20 protein-coding genes are annotated in these 18,099 nt (G+C 71.9%); 5 read left to right on the plus strand and 15 right to left on the minus strand.

The window, feature by feature from the left end:
• Positions 1–115 precede the first annotated feature (115 nt).
• The 3 genes from VM95_RS03860 to VM95_RS03870 all read right to left on the minus strand — a co-directional run bounded on the left by VM95_RS03860 (position 116) and on the right by VM95_RS03870 (position 3,557).
• Positions 116–586 (minus strand): CinA family protein, encoded by a 471-nt coding sequence (locus VM95_RS03860; protein ID WP_045692604.1) that lies wholly within the window; start codon positions 584–586, stop codon positions 116–118.
• Between the two features lie 73 nt (positions 587–659).
• Complete coding sequence (locus VM95_RS03865; RefSeq protein WP_045692549.1) at positions 660–2,123, minus strand: aminotransferase class I/II-fold pyridoxal phosphate-dependent enzyme; 1,464 nt, start codon at positions 2,121–2,123, stop codon at positions 660–662.
• A gap of 159 nt (positions 2,124–2,282) precedes the next feature.
• Positions 2,283–3,557 carry a carboxylate-amine ligase gene (locus tag VM95_RS03870; RefSeq protein ID WP_052707124.1) on the minus strand — a complete coding sequence of 425 codons (1,275 nt, stop codon included), beginning with the start codon at positions 3,555–3,557 and terminating at the stop codon, positions 2,283–2,285.
• 154 nt (positions 3,558–3,711) lie between these two features.
• Here VM95_RS03870 and VM95_RS03875 point away from each other — a divergent pair, with 154 nt between their 5' ends.
• The 3 genes from VM95_RS03875 to VM95_RS03885 all read left to right on the plus strand — a co-directional run bounded on the left by VM95_RS03875 (position 3,712) and on the right by VM95_RS03885 (position 6,134).
• Positions 3,712–4,680: an LLM class F420-dependent oxidoreductase gene (locus tag VM95_RS03875; RefSeq protein WP_045692550.1), complete on the plus strand. Its 969-nt coding sequence runs from the start codon at positions 3,712–3,714 to the stop codon at positions 4,678–4,680.
• 180 nt (positions 4,681–4,860) lie between these two features.
• Entirely contained in the window at positions 4,861–5,787 is a 927-nt protein-coding gene (locus VM95_RS03880) for an NADP-dependent oxidoreductase (protein WP_045692551.1), read from the plus strand.
• A 59-nt stretch (positions 5,788–5,846) separates the two neighbouring features.
• Positions 5,847–6,134, plus strand: coding sequence for an antibiotic biosynthesis monooxygenase family protein (locus tag VM95_RS03885; protein ID WP_052707125.1), 288 nt, complete (start codon positions 5,847–5,849; stop codon positions 6,132–6,134).
• On the opposite strand, the gene VM95_RS03890 is transcribed toward VM95_RS03885, so the two are convergent.
• Genes VM95_RS03890 through VM95_RS03900 form a run of 3 tightly spaced genes read right to left on the minus strand, consistent with a single transcriptional unit; the run spans position 6,119 to position 9,560 of the window.
• Positions 6,119–7,009, minus strand: coding sequence for an ABC transporter permease (locus VM95_RS03890; protein WP_208615396.1), 891 nt, complete (start codon positions 7,007–7,009; stop codon positions 6,119–6,121). The two genes, VM95_RS03885 and VM95_RS03890, sit on opposite strands and share 16 nt — an antisense overlap.
• A 1-nt stretch (position 7,010) precedes the next feature.
• On the minus strand, positions 7,011–7,661 hold the full coding sequence (locus tag VM95_RS03895; RefSeq protein WP_045692552.1) for an ABC transporter ATP-binding protein: 651 nt from the start codon (positions 7,659–7,661) through the stop codon (positions 7,011–7,013).
• A gap of 51 nt (positions 7,662–7,712) precedes the next feature.
• Positions 7,713–9,560, minus strand: coding sequence for a polyprenyl synthetase family protein (locus VM95_RS03900; protein WP_078859574.1), 1,848 nt, complete (start codon positions 9,558–9,560; stop codon positions 7,713–7,715).
• Between the two features lie 500 nt (positions 9,561–10,060).
• On the opposite strand from VM95_RS03900, the gene VM95_RS03905 reads away from it, so the two are divergent.
• Positions 10,061–10,747: a CDP-alcohol phosphatidyltransferase family protein gene (locus VM95_RS03905; protein ID WP_052707127.1), complete on the plus strand. Its 687-nt coding sequence runs from the start codon at positions 10,061–10,063 to the stop codon at positions 10,745–10,747.
• Positions 10,748–10,754: 7 nt separating this feature from the next.
• Here VM95_RS03905 and VM95_RS03910 read toward each other — a convergent pair whose 3' ends face one another.
• Positions 10,755–11,057: a DsbA family protein gene (locus tag VM95_RS03910; protein WP_045692553.1), complete on the minus strand. Its 303-nt coding sequence runs from the start codon at positions 11,055–11,057 to the stop codon at positions 10,755–10,757.
• 86 nt (positions 11,058–11,143) lie between these two features.
• Here VM95_RS03910 and VM95_RS03915 point away from each other — a divergent pair, with 86 nt between their 5' ends.
• Positions 11,144–11,542, plus strand: coding sequence for a heavy metal-responsive transcriptional regulator (locus VM95_RS03915; protein ID WP_045692554.1), 399 nt, complete (start codon positions 11,144–11,146; stop codon positions 11,540–11,542).
• Positions 11,543–11,544: 2 nt separating this feature from the next.
• Here the strand turns inward: VM95_RS03915 and VM95_RS03920 are convergent, their stop codons facing one another.
• The 8 genes from VM95_RS03920 to VM95_RS03955 all read right to left on the minus strand — a co-directional run bounded on the left by VM95_RS03920 (position 11,545) and on the right by VM95_RS03955 (position 17,798).
• The gene (locus VM95_RS03920; protein WP_045692555.1) at positions 11,545–12,297 is read right to left on the minus strand and encodes a class I SAM-dependent methyltransferase; all 753 of its coding nucleotides are present in this window, start codon (positions 12,295–12,297) and stop codon (positions 11,545–11,547) included.
• On the minus strand, positions 12,294–12,635 hold the full coding sequence (locus VM95_RS03925; protein WP_045692556.1) for a glutaredoxin domain-containing protein: 342 nt from the start codon (positions 12,633–12,635) through the stop codon (positions 12,294–12,296). The genes VM95_RS03920 and VM95_RS03925 overlap by 4 nt, the downstream gene beginning before the upstream one ends.
• Entirely contained in the window at positions 12,632–13,453 is an 822-nt protein-coding gene (locus VM95_RS03930) for a class I SAM-dependent methyltransferase (protein ID WP_045692557.1), read from the minus strand. The genes VM95_RS03925 and VM95_RS03930 overlap by 4 nt, the downstream gene beginning before the upstream one ends.
• On the minus strand, positions 13,368–14,993 hold the full coding sequence (locus tag VM95_RS03935) for a radical SAM protein (protein WP_244178615.1): 1,626 nt from the start codon (positions 14,991–14,993) through the stop codon (positions 13,368–13,370). Before VM95_RS03935 ends, VM95_RS03930 begins: the two co-directional genes overlap by 86 nt.
• Positions 14,990–15,442: a MauE/DoxX family redox-associated membrane protein gene (locus VM95_RS03940; protein ID WP_045692558.1), complete on the minus strand. Its 453-nt coding sequence runs from the start codon at positions 15,440–15,442 to the stop codon at positions 14,990–14,992. The genes VM95_RS03935 and VM95_RS03940 overlap by 4 nt, the downstream gene beginning before the upstream one ends.
• Positions 15,439–16,872, minus strand: coding sequence for a dihydrolipoyl dehydrogenase family protein (locus tag VM95_RS03945; RefSeq protein WP_045692559.1), 1,434 nt, complete (start codon positions 16,870–16,872; stop codon positions 15,439–15,441). The genes VM95_RS03940 and VM95_RS03945 overlap by 4 nt, the downstream gene beginning before the upstream one ends.
• The gene (locus VM95_RS03950; protein ID WP_045692560.1) at positions 16,869–17,171 is read right to left on the minus strand and encodes a DUF427 domain-containing protein; all 303 of its coding nucleotides are present in this window, start codon (positions 17,169–17,171) and stop codon (positions 16,869–16,871) included. Before VM95_RS03950 ends, VM95_RS03945 begins: the two co-directional genes overlap by 4 nt.
• Before the next feature lie 120 nt (positions 17,172–17,291).
• Positions 17,292–17,798 (minus strand): hypothetical protein, encoded by a 507-nt coding sequence (locus VM95_RS03955; RefSeq protein WP_045692561.1) that lies wholly within the window; start codon positions 17,796–17,798, stop codon positions 17,292–17,294.
• Positions 17,799–18,099: the final 301 nt, after the last annotated feature.

Genomic DNA, 18,099 nt, shown 5'->3' on the forward strand with positions numbered 1-18,099 from the left:
CGCGGCCCGCTCGCCGAGAACGGTGAGCCGGTGGAGCACGCCGCCCCTGCGGTGGCTGCGGGCGGCGGCGGCCCCGGAGAGGCGGGCATGCCGGCGGTGCGGCGCACGAGCTGCGTCACGGGCCTGGTCGCAGCTGGTCGTGGAGGAGCTGCAGCGCGGCCGTGACCGCGGCGTCCCGGATGTCGTCCGGCCGGGTGGAGGGGGCTGTCGGTTCGGTCGTGCGGCAGCCGTGCGGATGGGCGACGGCGACGTAGACGGTGCCCACGGGTTGCCCGTCCTGAGGGGCTGGGCCGGCGACACCGGTGGTGGCCAGGCCGTAGGTCGCGCCGGTGACGGCGCGAGCTCCCCGGGCCATCTGCGCGGCGACCTGCGGGTCCACCGCTCCGGCACGCGCGAGGAGGGCGGCGTCGACGTGCAGCACGCGCGCCTTCACGTCAGTGGCGTAGGCGACGACGCCCCCCAGGAACGTCTCACCCGCACCCGGGGCGTCTGCCAGGGCCGCCGCGAGACGCCCGGCGGTCAGCGATTCGGCGACGGCCACGGTGTGCCCGGAGGCGGCCAGCGCCGCGGTGATCTGCCGGACCAGAACGGATCGCCGAGCGGGAGCGGCCTGCTCGCCGCGCTTGTCCTGGCTGGTCCGGTGTGACACTGCGCTCGCCCTATTCGACGCTGACGCGGATCGTGTCGAGCGCTGGGTCGGCGCTGTCGGGAACGAGCATGCCCGCCTCGATGCCGCTGCGCAGGTAGTCGAGGACGTCCTGGTTCAGGCGCTCGCCGGGCAGGGCGGCGGGGATGCCGGGCGGGTAGGGGGTGAGCATCTCGGCGACGGTCCGTCCGGCCGCCTTCTCGACGGGGACCTGTTCGGTGGGTCCGAAGAACGCGTCGCGCGGCAGCAGGGCCTGCTCCAGCCGCAGCCGCTCGGGGCTCGGCAGGTGGACGCGGGGCGCCGGCCGCAGATCGGGCGCGATCACGGTCAGCTCCCGCAGTCCGTTCAGCAGGGCGTCGGTGGTGGTCGTGTCGTCGGCGTGGGTGAGTTGGGCGCTGACCCTGCGGTGGTCGCACAGGTGGAGGGCGAGATGGTGGTGGGAGCGCAGCCAGTCGCCGGCTCGGTAGCCGGTGGTGCCCAGGTCCGTGATGTCGACGATGACCTGGAGCGGGTCGAGGTCGGCCGCGTGTCCGGGCGAGCAGAAGTCGTCGCGGCCGTGGACGTGCAGTCCGTCGAGCTCCTGGACGCGCTCGCGGACGGTGTCGGCGAGGTCGAGTGCGTGGTCGTAGAGGGCGCGGCCGTGCTGGACCATCTGGCGGCGCCAGCCGTCGAGGGCGGCGTAGACCAGGGTGGAGGGGCTGGTGGTGCCGAGCAGGTCCTCGCGCTGCTTCAGGGCGGTCCGGTCGACGAGGTCGCCCTGGAGGTGGAAGACGGAGCTCTGCTCCAGGCCGGAGCCCATCTTGTGGACGGAGGTGACGCACACGTCGGCGCCGGCGTCCATCGCCCAGCGGGGCAGGCGGGGGTGGAAGGGCAGGTGCGCGCCCCACGCCTCGTCCACGATCAAGGGCTTTCCGGCGGCGTGGCAGGCCTCGGCGATCGCCTCGAGGTCGGCGCACGTCCCGTACGGGGTGGGGGAGGTGACCAGGGCGCCGCGGGCGTCGGGGTGCTCGTGCAGGGCGGCGCGGACGGACTCGGCGGACGGCGGGTGGGCCAGGTGCAGGTCGGCGTCCCACTGGGGCTCGACCCACACCGGGCGGATGCCGGCCAGGATGAGCCCGGCGATGACCGACTTGTGCGCGTCCCGGCCCACCAGCAGCTTCTGGTGCGGCCCGGCGACCGCGAGCATCGCGGCCTTGACGGACAGGGAGCTGCCGCAGGTGGAGAAGAAGGTGTGATCGGCGCCGACCGCCTCGGCCATCAGTTCCTGGGCGTGCCGGAGGATGCCGCGGGTGTCGGTCCGGTCGTCCAGCCCGCCGGTGGCCAGCACGTCGGAGCGGAAGACGTCCGCGCCCAGCGCCTGGATGACGCGGGGGTCGGCGCCGCGGCCCTGCTTGTGGCCGGGTGGGGTGAACACGGTCAGGGGGTTGGCGTGGAAGGCCGCGAGGGCTTCGAGTACCGGTGCCTGGGACTGGTCCATGCCGGCGCGTCTGCCCGCAGCCCGTGGCGGGAAACGGGGGCACCGGACGGCGGTACCGGACGGCGGAACAGGACGGCGGAACAGGACGGCGGTACCGGACACGCCGGCACCGCCGTTCGCCGTCCGCGCCCGGTCAGCCGGCCGCCCGGGTGAACCGGATCATCCCGCCCGTGGCGCGGGGCTGAGCACGGACAGGCCCGAGCCCGCGCCTCGTGGGGAAGCGACGGCGGCGCCCGCCGGCCGGGAGAAGTCGCCGGTGACGGGGGCCGCGGTGGCGAGGGTGCCGGCGTCGGCGGTGAGGTGGGCGAGGTCGTCGACGACGTCGGCCAGCGAGCGGCGGCGGGCGAGGACGGCCCGCTGCCGGTCGGCGCCCGTGCCGGCGGTCATCCGCTCCTTGAGAAGCAGGCTCGCGAGGACGAGGTCGCCGGATCGTTCCAGGGCGGGCGTGGCCAGGTCCATCAGCTCGGTGACCAGCAGGGCCATCGGCAGGCGCCGGCCGGTGGACGGGTGTGTGCCGACGCTGGTGAGTCCGCCGAGCGCGGCCTGCCGGTGGGCTTCGCGCAGGACGGCGGCAGGCATCCGCGGTGGCGGTGCGCCACGGTGGTGCGCGGCGAGGAACGTGTGCGCGAGGGCCCGCAGCAGGACGGCGAGCAGGAGCGGGGTCCTCACGTCCGCGTTGGTGTCGGCGATCCGCACCTCCAGGGTGGGCAGGTGTTCGGAGGGCCGTGCGTACCAGTACAGCATCTTGCGGTCGAGGATCACGCGCTGGGCGAGCAGCCTGTTCACGGTTCGCTCGTAGCCCTCCGCGTCGAGCGCGGGCGCGGGTCCGCAGGTCGGCCAGGCCAGGTAGCGGCCGGCGCGCAGGCTCGCGGCGCCGCGGTCCAGTCCTTCGCAGAAGGGCGAGTTGACGCACAGCGCCTGCAGGGCGGGCAGCCAGGGGCTCAGGTGCGCGCTGATCGCCAGGGCCTCGACGCGGTCGAGGTCGCCGAGGTGGACGTGGCAGCCGCAGATCTCACCGCCGCGCTGGTCGGCGGTCCGGTGCACGTGGGCGGCGACGCGCCGGTAGCGGTCGGTCGGCGTGACCGGCAGCGGATGGCGGCTGGGCAGGACGGCGAGGCCGCTGGCGACCAGGCGGCACCCGGCGCTCTCGGCCGCCGCCACCATGGTCCGGCGTGCGGCGACCAGCTCCGCGTGCAGGGCCGAGGCACTCGTGACGGGCCGGGTGCACGTCTCGACCTGGGTGGCCAGGAACTCGTACTGCGCCCGGTCTCCGAGGGTCCGGGCCGCCCGGGGCACCACGAGCTGCGCGCGCGCAGCGGTGGACCGGGTGGCCGGATCGACCAGCAGGAACTCCTCCTCGACCCCGAATCTGAGGACCCGGCCGGGGTCGCCCCGCAGCCGTGCGTCACCGCGTGGAAATCCGTTGTGCGTCATGGAACCGTGCTCCCGGGACCAACGATTGTCGCTGGGCGTATGTCCCGCGCGCACGGGCGGAAACCGCGCCGCCCCGGCCGGCACGGTCCGCGCGCAGTCGCGGGAATCGGGCCTCTCGGTGTGCAGGGCGCCACGACCGGGGCAGACGCGGGGCATGGTGAAGATCGGATACACGATGATGACCGAGCAGCGCGACCCCCGCGGGCTGGTCGAGGACGTGGTGCTCGCGGAGCAGGCCGGTTTCGACTTCTCGGTGATCTCCGACCACTCCTTCCCGTGGCTGGACGAGCAGGGCCACGCCCCGTACGCCTGGGCCGTGCTCGGCGCAGCCGCGCACGCCACCTCCCGGATCCCGCTGATGACCTACGTGACCTGCCCGACGTTCCGCTACCACCCGGTGGTGGTGGCGCAGAAGGCCGCGACGGTGCAGCTGCTGTCCGAGGGCCGTTTCCGGCTCGGGCTCGGCAGCGGCGAGAACCTCAACGAGCATGTCGTCGGCCGGGGTTGGCCTGCGGTGACGGTCCGTCAGGCGATGCTCGCCGAGGCCGTGCAGATCATCCGCGCCCTGTTCGACGGCGGCTACGTCACCCGCCGGGGCCGCTACTTCGACGTCGACGGCGCCCGACTGTGGGACCTGCCGGACCGGCCGCCACCGATCGGCATCGCGGTCTCGGGGCCGGACTCGTGCGAGCTGGCGGGCCGGCTGGCCGACCTGGTGATCGCCGTGGAACCGGACCCCGCGCTCATCGCGGGCTTCGCGGAGCACGGCGGGGCCGGGAAGCCGGCGGTGGGCCAGCTGCCGGTGTGCTGGGACACCGACCGGGACGCGGCGGTACGCCGGGCCCACGAGCAGTTCCGCTGGTTCGGGGGCGGCTGGAAGGTCAACGCCGAGCTGCCCGGGACCGCCGGCTTCGCCGCTGCCAGCCGATTCGTCCGGCCCGATGACGTCGCCGAGGCGATCCCGTGCGGTGACCGGGTGGAGGACTTCGTCGAGGCGGTACGGCCCTTCGCGGACGCCGGGTTCGACGAGGTGGCGCTCGTCCAGGTCGGCGGCGACAGCCAGCCGGCGTTCCTCGACTGGGCCGGGAGCGCCCTGCTGCCCGCGCTTCGCGCCGCCCTCTGAGCCCTCTGAGCCGGCCTTCCTGCCGCCGTCCCGACGACGAGGACGGCCGGGTCGGTGTGCGGACACTGCGGGGAGTGCCGAATTACTTGACACTCTCAACTGTTCAGTCCTATCGTTTCGGCATTACTTAATGGGATGAACCATCGAGTGAGTCAACACTTCTTGCGAGGAGCACCACCCATGAAGGCCATCACCTACCGCAGCTACGGCGGACCGGACGTCCTGGAGTACGGGGACGTGCCCGAGCCCAAGCTCGGCCCGGACTCCGTCCTGGTCCGCGTGGCGGCGGCGTCGGTCAACCCGGTCGACTGGAAGATCCAGGCCGGTTACCTCGACGGCATGATGGACGTGGTCTTCCCCGTGATCCCGGGCTGGGACGTCGCCGGTGTCGTGGAGCGGGTCGGCGTCGGCGTGACCGAGTTCACGCCGGGCGACGAGGTGATCGGCTACGTCCGCGAGGACATGGTCCGCCGCGGCACCTTCGCCGAGTACGTCGCCGCGCCCGTGCGCACCCTCGCCCGCAAGCCCGCCAACCTCGACTTCGCCGAGGCCGCCGGCCTGCCGCTGGCGGGCCTCACCGCCTACCAGGCGCTGACCGGCGCCCTGGAGCTCAAGCCGGGCGAGACGGTCCTGGTCCACGCGGCCGCCGGCGGGGTCGGCTCGCTCGCCGTCCAGATCGCCGTCGCCCTCGGCGCCCGGGTGATCGGCACCGCCAGCGACCGCAACCACGACTACCTGCGCGGTCTCGGCGCCGAGCCGGTGGCCTACGGCGACGGCCTGGCCGAGCGCGTCCGCGCGCTGGCGCCGGAGGGCGTCGACGCCGTACTCGACCTGGTGGGCGGCGAAGCCCTCGGGATCTCGCCGGCCCTGCTCGCGGAAGGCGGCCGCCTCGCCTCCGTCGCGGACGGCGCCGTCCTCGGCCTCGGCGGTCGCTACGTCTTCGTGCGCCCCGACGCCGCCGACCTCACCGCCCTGACCGACCTCGCCGAGAGCGGCCTGCTCACCGTCGAGGTCGCGGCGACGTTCCCCCTGGAGCAGACGGCCGACGCCCAGCGCCTCAACGCCGCCGGCCACACCCGCGGCAAGATCGTCGTCACCATCCCCTGACCCCCCGCCTGAACCGCCCCCTCTCCAGGACCGTCCCGCACCACCCGGAAGGACCCGTCGTGTCCCTCGTCGTGATCACCGACTGGCTCGCCGACACCGGCGCCGAGCAGCACGTCGCCGATCTGCTCCCCGCCGTCACCGAGGCCGCGCTCACCGAGCCCGGCGTGCTCTCCTACCGGGTGGTCCGCTCCCTGCGCGACCAGGGCGCCTTCGTCGTCTTCGCCGAGTACGAGGACGAGAACGCCCTGGCCGCCCACCGCGACAGCGTGCCCTACCAGCGACTGGTCCTCGCCGGCATCACCCCTCACCTCATCGACCGCCAGGCCGAGGCCTACGCCCTCGTCTGACCCGACCCGCCTCCCCCTCCCCGGCGCGCCGCCTCCTCCGGGCCCGCGCCGGCCGATTCTCCGTCCTCCTGAACGCTGCCCCGAGCGCTCGGCCGCGGAAGGATCGTGTGTCTCGTGTGTCTACGGTCGCGTGTGCGCAGCCGGAACGTCGCGGAGGCCACGAGGGCGCTGCCCAGCAGCCACATCGGGCCCAGGAGCAGGTGGAGTCCGGGTGCGGTGGGGAGGAAGCCGGAGGTGACGCCGGCTTGCATGGCACCGTAGGAGGGGAGGAAGCGGACGATGCCGTTGCCGGAGGCCGGGTTGGCGACGGGGTTCTGCAGGCCCATGTCGATGAGGCTGAGCATGATGATCAGGAACATGCCCTCCAGTTCCCCGCGCAGTGCGACGCCCAGCATCACGCCGAGCCCGCCGAAGGCGAGGGCCGCCCCGAACAGTGACAGCCACAGCATGACGGGCTGATCGGGTACCCAGTAGCAGCAGATGACGGCGACGGCGTAGGCGCAGATGAGCGCCGCCGCGAGGAGCAGGGAACTGAGCTTCGCCGCGAGGACGTGGGCGCGCGGGTAGCCGGCCATGGCCACGCGCTGGTCGAAGTGCGCGGATCGGTAGGTGGCGATGAACATCATGAAGCCGACGATCAGGGTGACCGCGTTGACGGCTCCGGAGATCTTGCTGATGTGGTTGCCGTCGACGGTGATGACCTGGTCGGAGGCCCGCAGCAGGAACGGGACCGGGGCGTTGGTGATGACCAGGTAGACCAGGGTGATCCAGATCGGGATGAAGAACACGACCAGGGCCAGTGCGAGCCGGTTGCGCAGGTGTTCGACGAGGGCGTAGCCGGTGGCGATGCGGTAGCGGGTCCAGGCGCTCCGCATGTCAGCCCGCCGCCGTGGTGCCGGAGCCCGCGATGACCGGTTGCCCCGCGCGGTGGGAGAGTTGGCCTGCCTCCAGGTGCCAGAGCCGGTCGAAACGGGCGATGTCGAAGGCCAGGTGGGAGACCACGAGGACGGAGCGCCCTCGGTCGCGCAGAATCGCCGCAAGGTCCCAGAAGCGCTCGTAGGTCTCCCAGTCGAAGCCCTGGTACGGCTCGTCGAGCAGGAGCAGCGGGGGGTCGTGCATGAGCGCGAGGGTGAGGTTGAGTTTCTGTTGTGTGCCGCCGCTGAGAGTGGCCACGCGGTGTCGGCGGTAGTCGGAGAAGTTCAGGATGTCCAGCAGTTCGTGGGCCTGCGCCAGATCGGGAAGGTCGTAGGAGATCTGGAAGAGGCGCAGGTGCTGGTCGACCGTCAACGCGGGGTTGAGGACCGTGTGCTGCGGACAGTAACCCAGGCCGACCGGGTAGGTGACGCTTCCGCGGTCGGGGGTGAGCAGACCGGCGAGGATGCGCAGCAGGGTGGACTTGCCGGCCCCGTTCTCGCCGACGATGCCGGCCAGGCAGCCCGGGGCGAGGGCCAGGTCGACTCCGCGCAGCACGTGGTGGCGGCCGTAGGACTTGTGGACGTCGGTGACGCGGAGGACTGGTGCGGGCATCAAGGGTTCCGGGGATGGGAGGGGGCGAGGTGCTTGTCGGTGGGCGGTGTGTCATTCGTGTTCGCGACGAGCGGCGTAGGAGCCGAGGGCCGCGAACATGATCGAGTGGTAGCTGCACGGCACGAGGTCCTGGAGGGGTTTCCAGGCCGTGTCGATCTCCTGGCGGGCCTCTTCGACGCATGCGTGGACGGCTCCGCAGTCCTTGAGGGTGTGGGCGATCCGGCGGGCGGTGGCAGCGTCGACTCCGCCGTCGCGCACCGTGTGCCACAGGTCGCGCATGCGGGCCCTGGGCAGCAGCCCGACGGCGTGGGCGAGCGGCATCGTGGCTTTCCCTGCCCGGAGGTCTTCGGCCGTGTGCTTGGTCGGCGTGCGTCCCTCCGCGTCGTTCGGCGCCGTCACGCCTTGCAGGTCCATCACGTCGTCGCTGATCTGGTAGGCGAGGCCGATCGCCTCGCAGTAGTCCCCCAGAGCGCTGATCTGATGCTCGTCGGCCCGCGCGATCACCGCGCCGATCTGGCCCAGTCCCCGTACGGGCACGCCGGTCTTGAGGCGGTGGGCGGTTCGGATCCGGCGCAGCAGCGGCTCGGCGTCGCCGCTGGCCACGGCATGGTCCATGGCTGTGCGGTGGCCGGCGATGTCGATGGCTTGGCCGGCGTGGCCTGCCCGCAGGACCTGCAGGTAGAGGTCGTAGACGCGCAGCCGCAGCCGGTCGTCGTCCGGCAGGATTTCGCGCAGTACGCGGTGGAGGACGAAGTAGGCGCTGGTTCCGGCGTTGACGGCAACCGGCTCGCCGAACACGGTGTGGACGGCGGGCCGCCCCCGGCGGACTGCGGAGCGGTCCTCGACGTCGTCGATGACCAGGTTTCCGGTGTGCAGGATCTCCACGGCGCCGAGTAGGGATCGGTAGGGTTCACTGCTGACGCCGAACAGTTCGATCGCTGCGGCCGCCACGTACGACCGCCAGCTCCTGCCGAGGCCCGCCGTGGCGTGGCGGATCGGCTCCACCAGGCACGCGTGCAGGTCGTCGGTCACGAGTTCGTCGAGCCGCTCGGGCCGGTCCTCGGACCCGGCCAGGGAGACGAGGTCACTGCGGAGGGGCCTGCTGGGGTAGAGCCGGTCGATCTCCGTGCGGGTGACGTTCCGGACGCGGGTGACGTACCGCTCGAAGTCGCCGATCCGGTTCGCGGGGAGCACCTCGGCGATCCCGTGACCGCGCACCGGGCGTCCGGCCATGGTGCCGTCAACGCTCACCTGTGCCTGCAGAATCCCGGAGACGAAGATCAGCGACCTGATCTCCTGCTCGGGGAACCACGCTCTGACCCGCAGGTGGGTGTCGTACTCGGGGATGTCCAGATCGTAGGCGGTGTCGTAGGTGTTGAGCGTGGCCAACGACGTCCAGGGGTCAGTGCCCCGCAGGTCGAAAGGGGCTTCGAAGCGTTCGCCGCTCGGTGAACACAGCATCAGGGCTTGATGGCTGAGGGCCGATCGCCCGCTGGTGAGGTCGGTCTCGGTGAAGCAGTCGGTCGCGATGTCCCAGCCGTTGTCCAGCGTCAGCCCGAGGTGAGTCCGGCGAAGGTCGGCTCCGCACGCAGGCGCCGATGTGCCCACCTGCACGTCGCCGAACGCCCGCTCGTACCAGCCTTGCCCCCGGACGGCAACGGATGTCCCGCCGCTGCGGAACGTTCCCGCCACGTCCATGCGCGGCACGCAGTAGGTGGACAACGGGCCGACGCGAGTCGGGTTGACGAACTGTTCGACAGTCGGTTTCACAGGCTTCATCCGCAACGAGAAGCCGCTCAGTTCGCCATCGGCCTCCACCACGAAACTGCCGTCAGGTGCCTTTCGTAGAGCCGTGACGCCGCCGAAATCCAGATCCAGGCCGACGCTGCCGACGCGCACGGGCCGAGGCAGCTCCCGGTCGGGCCGGGGAGTCCGGCAAGCCAGCGCTTCGACCAGGGCACGGCGCACGCGGGGGTCCACGACCGCGTCGCCGCGGTTGCCCCTGGGACCCACTTCCCGCACGCGACTGCGCACAGTAGCAGCGTGATTACCAAAAGGAAGGGATCGGATCACCCGTCCGGGTTGCGCTCGGAGCCCGCGCGCCTGCGCGGAGAGGACCAGGGCCTCCCCTTTCGAGGCAGCTGGCGACCTGCTGTGGATTCCGCTTCTGACGCCCCATCGGGTGGTGCCAATGACTTAACACAACCAGGTAGTCCTGACCTGGTCTATTGCCAGGGGGTAGTCGCATGGACACGTACGATGAGGAACTGGGTAGGAGTATCTACGCTTGGGTGGAGGCCGAACTGGCCGCTTCGCCCGAGTGGGGGCCCGAGAGGTACGCGAGCATCTGCCGGCGCTTGGAGGACGGCGCACCCGCTGTCGCCGCTGAGGAGTAGGGCGTGGAGCCACAGGTTGCGGACCGCAGGGCGGTCCTGGAGGCGGCCGGGAGCAGGGCTGCCACAGACGCGCTGCTGGCGCTGTTGCGCGGCGGCGGCTGGCGTCCGGCCGCTTGGACGCGGTTTCTCGTGCTGGCCGCGGAGCGGTCGTGGCAGGAGGCCGCCCGGCGGCCGAGGGCGTTGGCGGAGATCTCGCTGCTGCACGGTGCTCTGCTCGCTGCCGGCCGGGGCCGGGGCCGCTGGTGGGTGGCTACGAGTTGGGCCCTGGCTGCGAGCCACCTTGGTCTGCTGGAGGACCGCCGGTCGTTGGGGGCAGCGAATGCCCTCACACTCGTACGCGCCAACCTTCCGGTGGTCGGCGCCGCGCTGGGCCGGTGGATCGGGCTGGTCGCCGCCGCCAGTGATCTGGCGGACGGCGCTGTGGCCAGACGCCTCGGCACAGTCACGCCGTTCGGGGACTACGCCGACTCGTTGGCCGACGCGGCCTTCTGGACCTGGCTGACGGTTCGCAGCGAGCCGAGCCGCGCGGTCTCGGTGGCGGCAATGGGGGCCTGGGCGGCCCCGGTCGCCGTCGTCGCGGCTGGGAGCCTGGCCCATGGACGCATGTTCGACCGGCCCCGTCCGGCGGCTCTGCGCCCGGCAGCGGCTCTGCAGGCGCTCCTCGCCGTCAGGCGCGCACTGCGACCCTGACGTACCGTCATCCGCCGCTCAAAGCTCGCCGCAGCTGGTCGACCGAGGGTGCTCCGGAGACCGCGCCGTCCATGTCCCGGAACAGCCGGCACGACAGGCTGGCGGGCTGGCCGGGCTCGGTGAAGGGGTCGGACCCGTTGATCAGGAGAGTCGGTGAGCCGTGCATGCCCAGGCGCTCGGCCTGTTCGGCGTCGGTCACCACATGGGAGGTGACGGCGGGGGCGTGCTGCCTGGCGAGTGCCTCGGCGAGGCGCTCGCGCAGGAGCGGGGCGTTCGGGCAGTCGGGGACAGCGAGGATGGTGAGCTCCATGGCGTCCGCCTCCTTCTTGGTCGTTGGTCTTCTTTCGGACGGTAGACCTTCCATCGCACTGGAAGGTCAAGTCGTAGGGTGGAGGTGTGCGCATCGGGGTGCTCGCCGCTGGTGCCGGGGTGTCGACGAAGGCGGTCCGGTTCTACGAGCAGGTCGGCCTGCTGTCTGCCCCGCCGCGCACCTCCGCTGGCTACCGTGACTACCCGCCCCGGGCCGCCGACCGGCTGGCCTTCGTTCGCGATGCTCAGGCGGCCGGGCTGACGCTGGGCGAGATCCGGGAGGTGCTGCGGGTCCGCGACGAGGGCCAGGCGCCGTGCGAGCACGTGGCCGTGCTGATCGCGGAACATCTGCGGGCGGTGGAGGAGCGCATCGCGGAGCTGACCCGTACCAGGGCCGAGCTGCTGCGGCTCGCCGAGACGGCAGCGGCGACCGACCCGGGTACCTGCACTGAGGACGACATCTGCCGCATCCTGGCTAGCCAGTGAGGTCACCGGGCCCGGGCGGTGATCCGCCTCAGCGGGATCGGGAAAGGGGTGTCGACGGCTGCCGCGGCCCGCAGGACGGACAGTGCGCGGTGGTGGGCGGCGGGGGTGAGCCCAGGCAGGTAGAGCGAGTCCAGGAGCAGCCGCGCGTCAGACGGCGACGCCAGTGTGAAGGTGAAACGTCTGCGTTCGTCGGAGCGTAGGTCGAATCCCGCCGAGGCGAGGACGGCAGGCAGGTGCGCCAGGGCCTGGTCGTTCGGGTAGCGCAGTCGCTGCCCAAGGGCCAGGAGTAGGGGACCGGCCGTGGCGAGGTCACGCAGACGCAGCGGGCCGGTGGTGGGGAGGGTGGCGATGAGCAGGCCGCCGGGCCGCAGGACCCGGTGGATCTCGGCGAGTGCTCGGTGCAGTGGGGTGAGGAGCATCAGAGCCATCGAGCAGATGACCGTGTCGATGCTGTCTGTGGCCAGCGGCAGGGCGGTCGCGTCCGCACGGACCACAGGCGCGACACCGGCAGCGTGGGCTGCGGCCAGTTCCGCGGTGGAGCGGTCCAGGCTGATGCACTTGGCAGCTGACGGGAGGAAGGCGTGCGTGGGCGCGCTGCCGCAGGCGAGGTCGAGGATCCGGCCGCCGGTGGGCGTGACGGCGGCCAGCCACTGGTACGGGTTCGCCCCTTCGGCGTCGCGGGCGCGGTGGAGAACGGATTCGGTGATGCCGGGACGGAGCCGGTGGAAGCTGTCCAGATAGTCATCCCAGGTCACGGCTGATGCTGCCCGTCCTCGGGCCGGCTGGTGCGCGAGCGCCGCAGGCGGCGCCACCAGGACTTGGGGCGCGGGGCGGGCAGCAGTGCTGGTGCGTGTTCGGCGACCGCGGAGAGTACTTCGGTGGCGCTGGGGTTGACCATCGCGTGTCGGTTGACGGTCACGGTCGGGACGGTTTCGTTGCCGTCGGCGACGGAGCGTACGAAGGCCGCGGCCTCGGGGCTCGACCAGATGTCGGTCTCGGTGAAGGTCAGGTGCTTGGCGCGCAGGCCGCGCCGCAGCCAGGTGCAGTAGGGGCAGCCGGGCCGCCAGTAGAGCACGATCCCGGAGGTGGTCATGGTGCCGGTGCCTCCTTCGGCTTGTCGGCGATGAGCAGGGCGTAACCGGCGGCGCCGGCCGCGACCGCGCGTTGGGCCTGGGCGGTCAGGGCCAGGGCCCGGTGGATGTCCGCCCCGGTCAACGGCGAGCCGGCCTTGCCGGCGGTGGTCATCCGGTGGACGCGCAGGCGGGCGTCGATCTGCTCGACCATGCGCCGCAGCGCGTCGTCGTGCCGTTCGGCCAGCCCGGTTCTCAGTCCCGCCGCCGCGAGGAGTTCCGCGTACTGCTCCAGCGGGCGGGCGTCGGCGAGGCAGGCGACCCAGCCGGCCAGGTCGGTGAGGTCGGGCGGCAGGCCACCAGGGGTGACGGTGATGTCGGTGATGCCCGCCCGGCCGCCGGGCCGCAGGACGCGGGCGAGTTCGCGGGCGGCGGTGGGCTTGTCGGGGAAGGTGCAGAACGCGCACTCGCACACGACCGCGTCGAAGGACCGGTCTTCGAAGGGGAGCTGCTCCGCGTCGGCGGTGCGGAAGCCGACGCGGTCCGCCAGCCCCGCTTGCCGGGCGGCCTCCCGGGCCCTGGCGACGTTCCGCTCGCCGAGGTCGACGCCGACGACCTCGCAGCCGAACTCGGCGGCGAGCAGGAGCGCCGTGCTGCCGGGACCGGCGGCGACATCCAGGACCCGCATGCCGGGCTGGAGTTGGAGAGAGCGGGCGAGGTGGCGGGTGAGGGCGAGGCCGCCGGGGTGGTAGCTGTCACCGAGGATCGCGGCGACGGCATCGGACTGGTAGGCGGTGGCGCAGCACGCCTTCACCGTCTCCGCGGGGTGGGGTGTGGTCATCGCAGGCGCTTTCCGACGTTGGTGGCATCCGACGGCAGGTGTCCGCCGCTGCGGGGGTCGGCGGCGATGCGGGAGCCGTACGGGGACGGCTGGGTGTGGGGCTGGAGTTCGGTGGCGTTGGGCACGACATTGGCGACGCGGACGCCGGTGAGCTGTTCGCGGACCTGCTCGCGGTAGCCGACGGAGTTGTAGGCGCAGAAGGGGATGAGCCGTCCGTCGGGGTGATCATCTCGACGCAGCACTTCATGAGCGTCTTGACGTTGAGGGTGTAGGGGTCCTGGAAGTCCTGGACGACGAGCATGAACGCCTTGTCGGTGGCCTCCTGCAGGGCCTCTGGCAGATCGATGCCGCAGGTGGCGCACTCCAGTTGAGGGCCGCTGGTGTCGGGGAACGCGGAGGCGGACCACAGCTTCTCCAGCGCGGCGCGGATGCCGGTGTCGGGCAGGGCGCGGTTGGTGACGTAGTCGAGGTAGTCCTCCAGCTGCACGAGGCGGGTGACCGGGACGATGTCGTCGCCGTCGGCGAGCAGGTAGGTGATGGAGCGGCAGGTGGGGAAGCAGCAGGGGACAGGGAAGAAGTCGTCCGTCCTGAGCCACTCGGGCAGTTGGGCGGCGATGGCCTCGATGACGTCGGAGTTGGTGAGCCGGTTGAGGGGGTCGAACTCCAGGTGGCGGCCTGAGTGGGTGACGGGCTGGAGGACGACGCCGCGCACGGCCGGGTGCTGGACGCCGAAGCGGATGATGTCGCCGAGTTCGTGGTCGTTGAGGCCGCGTTCGACGGCGGCGGCGAGCATGACGGTGACTCCGGCGGCGGCGCAGGCGTCCAGAGCCCGCTGTTTGAGGTCGCGCAGGTCCTTGCCGCGGATGGCGAGGTGGGTCTCGCGGTCGAAGCCGTCGAACTGGAGGTAGACGGTGACCTTGCGTTCGGCGAGGGCGGGGGCGAAGCGCTTGTCGGTTGCGAGGCGGATGCCGTTGGTGTTGAGGACGACGTTGCGGATCGGGCGCCTGCGGGCGGCGTCGATGAAGTCGAGGATGTGCTTGTGGATGCTGGGCTCGCCGCCCGAGAACATCACCACCTCGGGTTCGCCCTCGGACGCGACGTAGGCGTCGAGCATCTTCTCCACCTGCTCCAAGGTCAGGGAGAAGCCGTCACTCTGGTGGCCGGAGTCGGCGAAGCAGATCGGGCAGTCCAGATTGCAGTCGGAGTTGACCTCGACGATGCCCAGGCAGGCGTGCTGCTTGTGTTCGGGGCACAGCCCGCAGTCGGTCGGGCAGCCGTCCTTCACCTCGGTCTGGAAGACCAGGGGCAGGGTGCCGGGCTTGTTGAACCGGGCGGAGTCCAGGTACGCCTCGGCGTCGCCGTAGACCAGGGCCTCGAACTGCCCGTGCTCGCGGCAGCGTTTGCGCAGGTACACCTTGTTGTCGCGGATGTTGACCTGGGCGTCGACCACGGTCTTGCACAGTGGGCAGATGCTCTTGGTGTACTCCAGGAACACCTCGTCCCGGTCGACCTTCTGTTGGGGAACAGCGTGCTCGGTCATCGCGGGTGGACTCCTTCGGCATTGGTGGGCACCGGACGGGGGCGGGTCGGTGCGGGGCGGCTGGAGTGCAGCAGCAGCGCGGCGTACAGCAGGAGGAGGGCGTCCTCGGTGAGGATGATCCAGGACAGGTGTTGGGGCAGGTAGCGGCCGAAGCAGCCGCACACCGGGACGGTCAGAGCGCGGGCGAACGCCTGGGCGGCCAGGGCGGCCCACAGCACCGAGACGCCGGTGTAGATCCACACCGGTGCACGGCGGCGGGAGCGCGGCGCGGTGAGGAACCACAGCCCGGCGGCCAGTTCGCCGGCGATGAGAACGGCGGCCAGGACGGTCATCGAGGCGTGCCCGCCGACCTGGTAGGCGGCGAGGATGGGCGGCATGTCCGGCCAGGAGGCGAGCTGGGCCGCCGCCATGGCCGTGTAGGTGATGCCGAGGATCAGGCGCAGGATCATCGCAGGACTCCTCGGCGCAGGCCCAGCAGCGCGCTGGTCAGGGCGCGGGTGCGAGGCGTGCTCAGGTTGCGGCGGGCCTTGGCGAGGGCGGCCAGCCACGGCCCGTCGGCGTGGGTGGGGTAGGGGTGGACGGTGGCGGCCAGGCGGCCGGGGCTCCACTTGAGGCGTACAGCGTGGGCGAGTTCGACGATCGCCTCGCCCGCGCGGGGCCCGACGACGGTCGCGCCGACGATCCGGCCCTTCGGACCGAGGACGAGCTGGGTGAAGCCGTCGGTCGCGTTCTCGGTGACCGCGCGGTCCATCTCCTCGTGGGGCAGGAGCCGGGTTCTTGCGGCGTCACCGTAACGGTCGCGGGCCCGGGCGGCGGTGAGGCCGACCTGGGCGATCTCCGGGTCGGTGAACACCGCGTACGGCATGGCGTCGTAGTCCAGGTGGCGGCGCAGTCCGAGCAGCGCGTTCAGCACCGCGTCGCCCGCTTGGACGCCGGCGACGTGGGTGAACGGCAGTCGTCCGGTCACGTCCCCGGCGGCGAAGACGCGCGGGTTGCTGGTGCGCAGCCGTGCGTCGGTGGCGATGAAACCGCGATCGGTGGTGCGGATGCCGCCCGCTTCGAGGCCGAGGGCGGCGAGGTGGGGGCGGCGGCCTGTGGCTACCAGGACTTGGTCGAAGGCGAGGGTGTGCTCGGTGTGGTCGGCTGTGGTCAGGTCGGCGGTGTCCGGCCGTACGGACCGCAGTACGGCGCCGGTGTGGACGGTGACGCCTTCGGCGGCCAGACGGCGCTGGAGCAGGTCCGCTGCCTGCGGTTCCGTCGTTGGCAGGAGACGTTGTTCGGCTTCGACGACGGTGACCTGCGAGCCGAGGCGGGCGAACGCCTGGCCGAGTTCGCAGCCGACCGCCCCGCCGCCGATCACCAGGAGCCTTCGCGGTAGCTCGGGCAGGTCCCAGACGGTGTCCGAGGTCAGCGCCCCCGCCTCCGCGAGGCCGGGTACGGCGGGCAAGTGCGGGCTGCTGCCGGTGGCGACCAGGGCGTGGCGGAAGGCCATGATCCGGCCGTCGGCGTCGAGGGTGCGCGGGCCGGTGAAGCGGGCCTCGCCGCGGATGACTTCGACGCCCAGGCGGGTCAGCGCCTCGGGTGAGTCGTGCGGCTCGATGCGGCCGATCGCCTCCCGTACCCGCACGGCCACCGCGGTCCAGTCGGCGGGACCCGTGGCAGCGGTAAGGCCGTAGCGGTGGGCGCGGCGGGCGGCATGCACCTGGGCGGCGGCGTGCAGCAGGGTCTTGCTGGGTACGCAGCCGGTCCACAGACAGTCTCCGCCGAGCCGGTCGCGTTCGATGAGGGCGACGTGGGCGCCGAGGTCGGCGGCGAGGCGGGCAGCGGTGAGTCCGGCGCTGCCGCCGCCGATCACGACGAGGTCGTACGGGGTACTCACTGTTTCGGCTCCTGGCTGCCCTCGATGCGCACGCCGTGCCAGAACGCGACGTGGTTCTTGATCCGCCGGGCGAGGAACGATGGCCTGGGGTAGTACCAGGCGGCGTCCGGGTTGACGGCTCCGTCGGCCGCAACGGTGTAGTAGCGGGCCAGGCCCTTCCACGGGCACAGGCTCCGCGTCGTCGACTCGGAGAAGTGCTCGCGGTTCAGTGCCTCGGGTGGGAAGTAGTGGTTGCCCTCCACCACCACCGTGCGCGGGGCCTCGGCGAGGACGACTCCGTTCCAGGTCGCACGCATCATCGAAGGTCACCTCCTGGGTGTCGCGGGTCGGCCGGGGTGGCGGTTGGGGCTGCGCTGTCGGTGCTCATCCCCGCCGCCGGCCCGGGTACGCCCGCATCTCGTGGGAATCGAGCCGGCCGGCTACGGCCTCGCCGTCGCGTGCTCGCCCTTGCGGGTGCCGGTGTTGTAGAGGGCCAGGGCCAGCAGCACACCGAAGACCAGGTGCGCGACGAGTTCGAACGGCTGGTTCGCCATCGAGAAGGTGTGGAACGCGGTCCGGGCGAGGAGCTGGAAGTTCAGCAGGTACAGCACACCGCCCCAGGCAAGGCCCGCCACGGCCAGTGCGCCGTTGGTGCGCACGCGGGCGGTGAGCACGGCGAACGCCATGCCGAAGGCCATGGACAGCACCATGTGCAGCACGAGCCCGACGGGGAGACTGGCGGTGCCGTTCATCATCGCGGCATCGCCCTTGACCAGCGTGGAGATCATCAGCAGCGGCGTGTCGGCCGGCTTCCCCATGCCGGTCATGAGCCACATCGTCGCCCCCGCGAAGGCCATACCGGCGGCGACGCCGCCGACGGCGCCGCGGACCAGCTCGGCAACGCTGACCGGCAGGCGCCGGGCGGCACCGATGGCATGAGTGGACACGTGGTACTCCTCTGACTTCACGCAGCCGTCGGCACATTGGTGCCGGCCGCACTGGGGTGGGCTGGAACACTGCTCAGCCTTCTCGCCCGGCCCCAGGGCGCGCAAAGACACTGTCGGCCACACGACAATGTCCATCGCCTATGACGGCCCACCGCCTAGTAGTACTTCGTTAGGTCTGAAGTGGTCTCGTGGGCTCCGGTCAGCGTGTGGTGGGTAACTCTCGGTGGCAGGTGGGGCATTCGCCGGTCCAGGCCCGAATGAGGTCCTGGATGGCGTCGAGGACTCGGTAGAAGGTCAGGCC

It is taken from the genome of Streptomyces rubellomurinus, assembly GCF_000961885.1.
Classification (GTDB): Bacteria; Actinomycetota; Actinomycetes; order Streptomycetales; family Streptomycetaceae; genus Kitasatospora; species Kitasatospora rubellomurina.